The following is an 8,482-nucleotide window of genomic DNA, read 5'->3' as shown; positions in this document are numbered from 1 at the left end:
CACTCAACGTCCCTATTTCCACACACCCCTCAACTCGCCGGGGCCGTGGTAGCAAAGGTCCCTTGCTCCCTTTTCGCAGGTCGGCGTGGTGACTGTGTGGGTTTCGGGACATCTGACGTCCCGAAATCCACACGGTCGGTAGGTGTCGCTACGCGGAGTGTGGGGTGTGTGGAAGTAGGGACACTCAACGTCCCTATTTCCACACACCCCCCAACTCGCCGGGGCCGTGAAGGCCTCCTTACCTACCCTCAAGGGAGTGAAGGAGGCCTTCACGGACTCTGGGTCCCTCAAGGGGTCCTTCAGGTACCGGGGCGGTAGCAAAGGTCCCTTGCTCCCCTGAGCGTCAGCAGCCGACGGACCGGCCCACGAAGATCGCCCGCACGAACGTCGCGAACCCCGCGCCCCCGCCACGGCGGTCGAAGAATGGCAGGTCAGAAGCGATCTTGTCTTGAGTATCGCTACTCAAGACCAGCGCGTCTTCTCGGTCGTGACGCGGAAGACCGGGTAACGTCCCGAGCCGTGCGTGCCACGCTTGAGAGCCCTCCGGAACACGTCTGTTCGGCGTTCGGCGGACGTACCGGTGACGCGGAACCGCTGCCCGGCACCACCGCCTGGCGCTACAACGATCTCGTGCTCAAACCCGTCGTCGACAAGTCGCGGACCCTGTGGACGGCCCGGGCGCTGGAAGCCGTCGACGAGCCGGGGCTGCGGGTCGCGAAGCCCGTCCGGTCCAGCGACGGCCGATGGATCGTCGGCGGCTGGTCGGCGAACCGGTTCGTGTCCGGTACGGCGGAGCACCGGTACGACGAGGTCGTGCACGCGGCGGTCAAACTGCATCGCGCGACGGCCGGGCTGTCGCGGCCGGATTTCCTGGGACGGCGCACCGATATCGAGGCGCTGGCCGACAAACTCGCCTGGGGCGAGGCGGAAACGCCCCTCGACGAGAACAAGGGCGGCCGCTGGTTCGAGGTGCTGGCCGGTTCGCGAAGACCGGTCAAACTGCCGGATCAGGTCGTCCACGGGGAGCTTCTCGCCGGCGTGCTCTTCGACGGCGACGCGGCCCCCGGCATCGTCGATTTCGTGCCGTACTACCGGCCGGGCGAATGGGGCGCCGCGATCGTCGCGGTCGACGCGCTGGCCTGGGGCGGCGCCACCATCGATCTCCTCGAACGCTGGGCCCATCTGCCCGAATGGCCCCAGCTTCTCCTGCGGGCGGTCCTCTTCCGCCTCGCCGCCAACGCCCTCGATCCGCGGTCGACCCGGGCGGCGCACGACGGACTCCGTGCCGCCGCCCGGGACGTGAGCGCCGTGCTGTAGGTCACTCGGTGCGCAGGTTCTCCGTCCTCGCCGCCGCGCGCACGGACGGCACCGTCGACACCGTCACCAGCAGCACCATCGCGATCGCCGCCGCGGCGAGCAGCCCGACCGCGGACCAGTCGACGTACAACCCCTCCCAGAACAGCCGCCTGCCCAGCGCGGCGACGGCGATCCCGGTCACCGTCGCGACCACGATGCCCAGCAGCAGCGGAATCCCGTTCTGCCACAACAGGGACCGGAGGATCACCCGCACCGGCACGCCGGTGGCGGACAGCGCCCCGAGCGCCCGGCGTCGTTCCCGGACCTGTTCCTGGGCGAGCACCAGCAGGCTCACCCCGGCCAGGAGCAGGACGCACAACGCGCCGCCGAACAGGATGTTCCGCACGTCGTCGGACATCCGGGCCTCGTCGGAGGCCCGCTTTTCGTTGGCGGACGCGACGGCGACCTGTCCGCTGTACGGCGCCACCGAGTTCCGCACCAGTTCGACGAAGTCCGGATCCCCGGTCGTCCCACGCAGGCTCACGATGACGGGCGCGGCGGCCAGGTCGACGCCTGCCATCGCGGCAGGCGTCGCCAGCACCTGTGGCCGGATCTGCTCGGCGAGCGCCGACGGCTTCAGGCCGAGCGGCCGAGGTGTGGCGGGAACGGTCCAGGGCAGCTCGCGTTTGTCGTTGTCGGTGAGCTTCACCGACTGTCCTTTGTGGAGAGAGGCTGGATCGGCGAACACGTCCCCGTCGCGGCAGCCGGTCGCGTCGGTGGTCGCTTCGATGGTGGCGCAGTCGGCGATGGCGAACGAGGCGAGCGCGCCGTCCACGCGGTTCGTGTCGGCGAGCATCGAGCGCATGGCCTGGAAATCGGCCGCGCCGGGTACCGCGCGGACCGCGGCGATCGCCTGGTCGGCCACCGAACCATCGACATGGACCGTGGTCCGGTCATCGGTCCTCACCTGGTAACCGGCCGCCAGCGTCAGCTGGCCCGCCAACAGGCTCTGCAGCGCGATCACCCCGGCGATCACCACGCAGAGACCCGCGACCACCCGGGCCGGGGTTCCGCTGTCGTTGCGCAGACGGCGGATCGCGAGCTGGAACGACGGCGGCCCACCCTTGATCCGGGCGACGACGCGCTCCAGCAGCCACGGCAGCACCAGGGGTATCCCGAACATCAGCAGGACGGCGCCGATGATCAGCGCCATGCGGCCGAGTTCGCTCGCGACGTCGAAATCCGGGGCTGTCAAGGCGATTCCGACGACGATCGGCAGCAGCCGCCACCACAACCGCCGCTTCGGCGGCACGGTTTCGCGGACGACTCCGAGCGGTTCGACGATCGTATGCCGCTGGGCGGCCCAAGCCGCCGCCACGGTCAGGGCGGGAACCACGAGCACGATCAGCACCACCAGCGGCCACGACGGCGTCAGATCCTTCGGGTACACCCCGAACCGGAACACCTGGAAGTCCGCCACCGCGCCGCGGAAGAGCAGGAACGTCGCGGCACCGGCGATCAGCCCGGCCACGGCGCCCACGACGGATTCCGCCGCGGTGATCCGGCGCAGCTGCTTGAGGGACGAACCCGCCAGCCGCAGCGCGGCGAGCCGCCGGTCACGGGCCGCACCGCCGAGCCGGGAGACGGTCCCGACGAAGATGAACACCGGCGTGAGCAGGACGAAGAGGCCGACCAGCAGCAGCGACAGGATTCCCCGTTCGAATGGCGTTTCGTAGCCGGAAGGAGAACCGAACGCATAGGCCGGGAAATCGTTCCGCGGATTGTCCGTGCCGGCGTAGACGACGAGATCATTCGGGTTGAGCACCGCTTCCGCGTCGATGATCCCGACCGGTTCGCCGGGCAGACGGGGCCGCAACAGGCCGCTGGTGTCGGCCGCGACGAGTTCGTCGAGCTTCGGTGAAAGGAAGACCTCGCCCGGCGCGGGCAGCCGGTCCAGCCCCGGCGGGATCGGCGAGTTCGGCCCGGTGGCCCGGAGGTGCACGAGCGAGATCGGCTGACCGCGGAAGTCGGTCGTCGTCGCGTGGTAGTTCAGCGGTGCGACACCCGGGATCGGTTCGCTCCGCGGGGAAGCGGCGTATGCCCGCTGGTCGCGGTTCTCCTTGACGGTGCCCGCGGAGGCGCCGATCAGGAGGACCGCGACCGCGAGCCCGATGCCTATCGTGCTCAGGACGAGCCTGACGATCGAGCCCCGGCCGCCCCCGACGGCCAGCCGGAACCCGAGCATCAGGTCTTCGCGCCCGGTCATCGGGTGACCACCGGTTCGCGGGTCCTGCCGTCTCGCACGATGACCTCCCGGTCGGAGTAGGCGGCCACCCGCGGTTCGTGGGTGACCAGGACGACGGCGGCGTCCGTCTGTTTCGCCGTCTCGGACAGCAGGCGCATGACCAGCTCGCCGCTGAGCGTGTCCAGCGCGCCGGTCGGTTCGTCGGCGAAGACCACCGACGGCTCGGTGACCAGCGCCCTGGCCATGGCGACCCGCTGGCTCTGCCCGCCCGAAACCTGGCCTGGTGTGCTGTCGTCGGTGTCACCGACCGCCAGCCGGTCGAGCCAGTCCCGCGCGATCCGCTCGGCGGGGCGGCGCTTCATGCCGCCAAGACGCAGCGGCAGCGCGACGTTCTCCAGGCAGGACAGCTCCGGGACGAGCTGCCCGAATTGGAAGACGAAGCCGAATTCGGTGCGGCGCAAGGCGCTGCGTTCGGTGTCGGACATGCTCGCGAGGTCACGCCCGCGGAACAGCACCTGACCCGCGTCCGGCCGCACGATTCCGGACAGGCAGTGCAGCAGCGTCGACTTCCCGGAGCCGGAGGGGCCCATGATCGCGACGATCTCGCCGGCTTCGAGCGTCAGCCCCGCCTCGGCGAGCGCCTGATTCGGGCCGAAGGCCTTGTGCAGGCCGAGCCCGTGTAACAACGGTGTTTCCACTGTGTGGTCCCCAGATCAGCGCGTCAGCTGGCGCGCGAGGTCGTCGAGGCGGGCGGCGGTGAGCTCCAGCCACCGCAGATCCGCTTCCAGGTGGAAGAGCGCGTGGTCGCAGATCAGCTGGTCGGCGAGGTCGCCGTCGGTCTTGCGGGCGGTGAGCTCGCGCATGGCGCGCAGATGGGAACTCCGCTGGACGTCGAGCAGATCCTGCGCGCCGCGGCCGGACAGCAGGGCGAGCACGACCTTGGTGTAGAGCGTGTTCTGCAGGAAGACCGAAGGGTTCTCCGGGCTTTTCAGCCATTCCTCGACATTGGTGACGCCCGCCTCGGTGATCGCGTACCGCTTCCGGTCCGGGCCGCCACCAGCCTCGACGCCGTTCTCCTCGACCAGGCCGTTCTTCAGGAGCCGGTTCAGCGTCGAGTAGACCTGCCCGTAGTGCAGCGGACGGTCTTGCCGGAACTGCTTGTCGTAGAGCTGTTTGAGGTCGTAGCCGTGCTTCGGACCGGCTTCGAGCAGGCCGAGCAGCGTGTTCCCGATGGACATGCGAGCGACTATACACACGTTCTATACATCGAGTGTATAGCTGCGGAAGGGTCCTTTCCTCGCCCCCGTGACCTCACGGTGTGACGTCCATCGGCGGCGGGCAATGTCAAACGCCTGAAACATTCGGGAGTTTCCAGGTAACACGGCCTACCTACCTTCAAGCGCTATCGACGCCTGGAGGAGGTGCCCGTGCCGCTCGCCGCCCCCACCGTGACCGCGGTGGACACGCACTGCCCGTACTGCGCCCTGCAGTGCGGGATGAGCCTCGACGGCGCCCGGGTCGCCCCGCGCGACTTCCCGGTCAACGCCGGCGGCCTGTGCCAGAAGGGCTGGGCGTCGGGGGAACTCCTCACCTCGCCTTCCCGCCTGACGACGCCGCTGATCAGGATCGACGGCGAACTCCGGCCCGCGACCTGGCCGCAGGCCCTCGACCTCGTCGCCGAGCGGCTCACCGAGATCCGCGCCGCCAAGGGCGCCGATTCGGTCGCCGTCTTCGGCGGCGGCGGGCTGACCAACGAGAAGGCCTATCTGCTGGGAAAGTTCGCCCGGGTCGCGCTGGGCACCTCGCAGATCGACTACAACGGCCGGTTCTGCATGTCGTCGGCGGCGGCCGCCGGGATCAAGGCGTTCGGCGCCGACCGCGGCATGCCGTTCCCGGTCACGGATCTCGCCGACGCCGACGCGGTGCTGCTCGTCGGCGCGAACCCGGCCGAGACGATGCCGCCGTTCACCCAGCATCTGCGCGGCGCGGACCTGATCGTCATCGACCCGCGCCGGACGCCGACCGCCGAGCTGGCCGGGCTGCACCTGCAGCCCGCGCCGGGCACCGATCTCGCGCTGGCGCAGGGCATTCTGCACGCCGTCGTCGCCGACGGCCTGCTCGACCAGTCCTATGTGGACGCGCGAACGAACGGCTTCGAGGAGCTGTGGCGTTCGGTCGCGGCCTGGTGGCCGGAGCGGGTCGAGCAGATCACCGGCGTCTCCGCGGCGGATCAGCGTCGCGTCGCCGCCAAGCTCGCCGCGGCCCGCAACGCCTACGTCCTCACCGCTCGCGGCACCGAACAGCACGCCAACGGCACCGCGATGGTCAACTCCTGGATCAACCTCGCGCTCGCGCTCGGCCTGCCGGGACGCCGGGGTTCCGGATTCGGTTGCCTGACCGGGCAGGGCAACGGCCAAGGCGGACGTGAGCACGGGCAGAAAGCCGACCAACTGCCCGGCTACCGCAAGATCGACGACCCGGCGGCCCGCGAGTACGTCGCCGGGGTCTGGGGAGTGCCGCCGGAATCCCTGCCGGGGCCGGGCCGTTCGGCCGTCGAGCTGCTGGAGGCGCTCGGCACCGAAGACGGGCCGAGCGCGCTGATGGTGTTCGGCAGCAACCTCGTCGTTTCCGCGCCCGGCGCGGGGAACATCCAGGACAAAGTGTCCTCTTTGGACTTCCTGGTGGTCTCGGATCTCGTCCTGTCGGAGACGGCCGCGATGGCCGACGTCGTCCTGCCGGTCACCCAATGGGCCGAGGAAGACGGGACGATGACCAACCTCGAAGGCCGGATCCTCCTGCGCCGCAAAGCGATCGACCCGCCTTCCGGCGCGAAGACCGATCTTTACGTGCTTTCCGAACTCGCCCGCCGGTTCGGCCAGCCCGACGGCCGGTTCCCGACGGACGCCGAGACCGTCTTCACCGAGCTTCGCCGGGCGTCCAAGGGCGGTGTCGCCGACTACTCGGGCATCACCTACGACCGGCTCCGGGACGGCGAGGCCCTCTACTGGCCCGTCCCGGCGGAATCACATCCCGGCACGCCCCGGATGTTCCTCGACTCCTTCGCCCACCCGGACGGCCGCGCGCGGTTCGTCCCGGTGGACCACGTCGGCCCGGCCGAGCTGCCCGACGCCGAATTCCCCTTGCAGGCCACCACGGGCCGGGTCCTGCAGCACTACCAGTCCGGGGCACAGACCCGGCTGGTCAAGGAGTTGAACGACGTCGTAGCGGAGGCCTTCGTGGAAGTTCATCCCGACACCGCCGCGAGGGCGGGACTGGCCGAGGGCGACCTCGCCGTCGTGCGCTCCCGGCGCGGGGAGACCGTCGCGCGGGTTCGCTGTGTGGCGTCGCTGCGCCCCGACCTCGTCTTCCTGCCGTTCCACTTCCCCGGTGCGGGAAGGGCGAACCTGCTGACCAATCCGGTGCTCGACCCGACGAGCCGGATGCCCGAGTTCAAGGTGTGCGCGGTCGCGCTCGCCCCGGCCGAGGCCGTCGCGTGAGCCCCCGGTCGGTGGTCATCGCCGGATACGGGATGGCGGGCGCGCGGCTCGCGGACGACATCCGCCGCCGCGATCCCGATGGCGAACGCGTCCGGCTCACCGTCGTCGGCGCGGAGACGCACACCGCCTACAACCGGGTGCTCCTGTCGTCGGTGGTCGCCGGGACGATGCGGCCGGAGGTGGTCCGGCTCCACGATGACGAGTGGCCGTCCCGCACCGGGACCGATCTGCGCCGGGGTGTCACCGCGACGTCGATCAACCGTGCCGCGCGGCGGATCCAGCTCGACGACGGATCCACTGTGGACTACGACGCGCTCGTGCTCGCCACCGGCGCGAACCCGTGGATGCCGCCGGTCGAAGGGCTCGAACCCGGCCCGGACGTCGTCGCGTTCCGCACCCTCGACGACTGCGCCCGCATCCTCGACGCCGCCAAACTGGGTGCGCCGGTGGCCGTCCTCGGCGGCGGACTGCTCGGTCTGGAAGCCGCGCGAGGCCTCGCCGGACGCGGAAACCTCGTCACCGTCGTGCATCCGATGCCGCACATCATGGAACGCCAGCTCGACGCGGAATCCGCGCGCGTGCTGACCAGGAAGCTCGAAGAACTCGGCGTCGCCTTCCGGCTCGGCGTCGGGGCCGCGCGTTACGTCAGCGGCGACGGGCTCAAACTCGACGACGGCACGCACGTCCCCGCCGACCTCATCGTCGTCTCCACCGGCGTCCGGCCCGAGACGAAACTGGCCGTGGACGCCGGGCTGACCGTCGAGGGCGGCATCGTCGTCGACGATCTGCTGCGCACCAGCGACGGCCGGATCCACGCGATCGGCGACTGCGCGAAGCATCCGGGCGCGTTCGGCGGGCTCGTGCAACCCGCGTGGGAACAGGCCGCCGTCGTCGCGGATCTGGTCACCGGTACGAAATCCGCGTCGCGCTATCGCGGTACCCAGGCGGTGACGCGGCTCAAGGCCCGCGGCATCGACCTCACCGCGCTCGGCGAGACGATGACCGGCGCGGACGACCCGACCGCCGAAGTGCTCACCTTCAGCGACCCGGCGGGCTGCCGCTACGGCAAGCTCGTCGTCCGCGAAAACCGGGTGGCCGGCGCGATCCTGCTCGGTCTGCCCGACGCGGCCGCGACGATCACCCAAATCTACGACCGGGGCACCCCGGTACCGGAAGACCGGCTGGCAGTCCTTTTAGGACGCTCACTGCCGCCCGGGGCGCCGTCCGCGGCGAGCCCGGCCGATCTGCCCGCGTCGGCGGTCATCTGCCGCTGCAACGCGGTGACCAAGGGGCGGCTCGTCGAAGCGTGGCGCGGTGGCGCCACCGACGTCCCCGCCCTCGCCGGGGCGACCCGCGCGACGACCGGCTGCGGCGGCTGCAAGGACGCCGTCGGCGGGGTCGCGAAATGGCTGGCCGCCCAGTGAACCCGAACGCATCCACCAAG

General features: G+C 70.4%; 6 protein-coding genes. 3 read left to right on the top strand and 3 right to left on the bottom strand.

The window, feature by feature from the left end; translation table 11 throughout:
* Window positions 1–519 precede the first annotated feature (519 nt).
* A complete protein-coding gene (locus tag ACLJQ7_RS40840; RefSeq protein WP_410653549.1) occupies window positions 520–1,317 on the top strand; it encodes a TIGR02569 family protein in 798 nt (265 codons plus the stop codon).
* Between the two features lies 1 nt (window position 1,318).
* On the opposite strand, the gene ACLJQ7_RS40835 is transcribed toward ACLJQ7_RS40840, so the two are convergent.
* Genes ACLJQ7_RS40835 through ACLJQ7_RS40825 form a run of 3 tightly spaced genes read right to left on the bottom strand, consistent with a single transcriptional unit; the run spans window position 1,319 to window position 4,779 of the window.
* Entirely contained in the window at window positions 1,319–3,562 is a 2,244-nt protein-coding gene (locus ACLJQ7_RS40835) for an FtsX-like permease family protein (protein WP_410653548.1), read from the bottom strand.
* The gene (locus ACLJQ7_RS40830; protein ID WP_410653547.1) at window positions 3,559–4,239 is read right to left on the bottom strand and encodes an ABC transporter ATP-binding protein; all 681 of its coding nucleotides are present in this window, start codon (window positions 4,237–4,239) and stop codon (window positions 3,559–3,561) included. The genes ACLJQ7_RS40835 and ACLJQ7_RS40830 overlap by 4 nt, the downstream gene beginning before the upstream one ends.
* A gap of 15 nt (window positions 4,240–4,254) precedes the next feature.
* Window positions 4,255–4,779 carry a PadR family transcriptional regulator gene (locus tag ACLJQ7_RS40825; protein ID WP_410653546.1) on the bottom strand — a complete coding sequence of 175 codons (525 nt, stop codon included), beginning with the start codon at window positions 4,777–4,779 and terminating at the stop codon, window positions 4,255–4,257.
* Window positions 4,780–4,968: 189 nt separating this feature from the next.
* Here ACLJQ7_RS40825 and ACLJQ7_RS40820 point away from each other — a divergent pair, with 189 nt between their 5' ends.
* Window positions 4,969–7,038, top strand: a complete 2,070-nt coding sequence (locus tag ACLJQ7_RS40820; protein WP_410653545.1) for a molybdopterin oxidoreductase family protein — start codon at window positions 4,969–4,971, stop codon at window positions 7,036–7,038.
* Window positions 7,035–8,462, top strand: a complete 1,428-nt coding sequence (locus ACLJQ7_RS40815) for an FAD-dependent oxidoreductase (RefSeq protein ID WP_410653544.1) — start codon at window positions 7,035–7,037, stop codon at window positions 8,460–8,462. The genes ACLJQ7_RS40820 and ACLJQ7_RS40815 overlap by 4 nt, the downstream gene beginning before the upstream one ends.
* The last annotated feature ends 20 nt before the right edge of the window (window positions 8,463–8,482 follow it).

Origin of the sequence: Amycolatopsis sp. cmx-4-54 (assembly GCF_046548895.1) — a bacterium.
Lineage (GTDB): Bacteria > Actinomycetota > Actinomycetes > Mycobacteriales > Pseudonocardiaceae > Amycolatopsis.
The sequence above is the reverse complement of the archived record's forward strand: the minus strand, read 5'-3'. Positions and strand labels throughout refer to the sequence as shown.

Excerpts from the sequence above, each read along its gene's own strand:
- ACLJQ7_RS40835 (WP_410653548.1), bottom strand. The coding sequence starts at position 3,562 with ATGACCGGGCGCGAAGACCTGATGCTCGGGTTCCGGCTGGCCGTCGGG.
- ACLJQ7_RS40825 (WP_410653546.1), bottom strand. The coding sequence starts at position 4,779 with ATGTCCATCGGGAACACGCTGCTCGGCCTGCTCGAAGCCGGTCCGAAG.